This is a genomic window from Blautia sp. HCP3S3_C12 (assembly GCF_052064155.1).
Taxonomy (GTDB): domain Bacteria; phylum Bacillota; class Clostridia; order Lachnospirales; family Lachnospiraceae; genus Blautia_A.
Genome location: NZ_JBQHWC010000039.1, coordinates 1 through 2,276, shown reverse-complemented (window position 1 = coordinate 2,276; position 2,276 = coordinate 1). Strand labels below are relative to the sequence as shown.

At 48.6% G+C, this 2,276-nt stretch carries 1 protein-coding gene; it reads right to left on the bottom strand.

Annotated elements, in window-relative coordinates; all coding sequences use genetic code 11:
• Position 1: 1 nt before the first annotated feature.
• Positions 2 to 1,222: an MFS transporter gene (locus ACTNDS_RS16575; protein ID WP_002584949.1), complete on the bottom strand. Its 1,221-nt coding sequence runs from the start codon at positions 1,220 to 1,222 to the stop codon at positions 2 to 4.
• Positions 1,223 to 2,276: the final 1,054 nt, after the last annotated feature.

The following is a 2,276-nucleotide window of genomic DNA, read 5'->3' as shown; positions in this document are numbered from 1 at the left end:
ATTATTGCGTATTGTCAATCTCTCTCAAACCGGGTAGTAAAAATACGGCAAGCGCAACGATGATAATGCCAATTCCGCAAATGACAAACCATTTCTCAACTCCCAGCCGCTCCGCCAGAGGCCCGGAAATGACAAGGCCAAACGGCATGGCGAGGGAAGCGGCGCTTGTCAGTAGAGAAAAAACTCTCCCCAGATATTCTGGTTTGACCGTTTCTTGAAAAATCGCATTTTGCACACCGTAAAATGGAGCGGAAATTCCCATAACAGTACAGCACACAACAAAGACAAGAAATGCGTCTGGCGGCAAAAGCCCGGAGAGCATATTGCTAACGCCCATCAGGAGAACGGAAAGACCGATGGTGTACCGCCGTTTCTTAAAACCGCCCCAAATGCTCAGAATGACTCCGCCAAGCAGCATACCAACCGCAAAAGCAATTTCAGCGGCAGAGGCATGGGCCGGTGTTCCTTTGAAGTATGACATACAGATGAGAGGAAAAAGCGTACTGATTGGCATATAAAAGAACATATAAATTACACCAATCCAGAGCAGAGCAAAGAGGCCCCTGTTTTGCTTTAATACCACATACCCCTCTTTCATATCCTGTAAAAACTGTTGTCTTTTCGTTTCTGGACATAGTTCAGGCGTTGGTATGGACGAAATCGCAACAGTCACACAGGCAAGGATTGCACCCACAATATCTAACAATATAATTGCATTAAGAGGCCAAACAGCATATAAAAACGCTGCGGCAGCTGGACTGATAATCGCACTTACTGCTTGCATGGTCTGCGTGTAACCAGCGCATTTTGTAAGTTCCTCTTTTGGCACAATCATAGGTGTTGCTGCGCTGAATGCTGGAGAATGAAAAGCAGTTCCCGCACTTCGGATTAACAGGACAACCATAATAGACCATACGGGCAATTCCATGTAAAACGCCACCAGCGCCAGAATACCGCCAGCGGCGGCAATTATCAAATCCGCACCAATCATTACGCTTTTACGGCTGTGCCGGTCAACAAAAGCACCTGCAAACGGGCCTAAACAGGCTTGCGGCAAAAATCCAATCAGTGTTGCCGCCGTCAATATGATTGCAGAATTAGTTTTCGCAACCAAATAAAAGATAATGGCCATTTGCAAAATACCGCTGCTAATAAAGGATATTGCTTGTCCGGCAAGAAGTGTAAAATAAGTTTTTCTCCATGAATTGTTGTTTTGGGTCATAATGCGAACCTCCTTTTTTATTGCATTGTTCCTTTGTTTCTGCAATAAAAAGCAGGCGTTGTCCCACAGAGAGGGCAGACGCCTGCATAACAACAAAGCACGAAAAAACACCACGATACAGTTCAAAGACTGCTCGTGTCAAACCTACGTGTTCCTTTGCATACGCACGCAAAAAAAGCCCACCATCATGTGGAAAGGTACTTCTACTTTTTATTGCTTATTAGCGTACACAAATTAACACACGTAAGCCTCCTTCCAATCTCAAACTGTCGCACAGTATAACACACATCCGATAGACTTGTCAACCATTTTTAACCTTGTTTTCCATCTTGTTTTTCCATCTCTTACGGGCAGTAGCAAAGCCAGGCGAGCCAGTCAACGGTCAAGATGAACGGCGCTTTCAGCGCCGCCGTTGACAGTCTCGCCCGTCTTTGCTAATGGGTAATCAAGGCGGGAAAGCCATTTTAGGGCTTTCCCGCCCATTTCAATTTTGGGAGAAGAAAGGCCCCAAAATGAACGAGTGCGGCCAAACACTTTTAGGGATTGGCCACCTTGTCCACCCATCCAGCGGGGCGGCGGGGAACGGTCAAGGCCGGGCGTCAGCCCATTCATTTCAGCCTTGACGGTTTCCTGCCGTCCTGCTACTTTTCCCGGAGTGTGGCCACACATCTGGTCACGGTGTCCAGAGCTTTGGGACTTTTTGTCCCATAGGCCGGGGGCGGAGGACGAGGGACGGGGGCTTTCATAATACGCCCTGTCTGCTGCTGAAATCAGCCCTTTGTTTCCGGCTTACCAGCCCCAAACAAAGCCCTGCTTTCCTGCCGCGTCAAATGCCCTTGCCCTCCCCGGCGGCAACGGTATTTTCAGGGCAACGCCGACAGAGCGTATAACACACTACACTTTGCTCCGCAAAGTCGTGTGCCAAATGGGGCGCTGCCCCCTTTGGAAACCCCCGCAACAAACAGGTGCTATGCACCCAGCCGGGAGCATAGCGCCGTTTGTTGTCAGCAGCCCGTTTCACGGTCTGCGTGTAGTTCCTTGTAAACTGACCTAA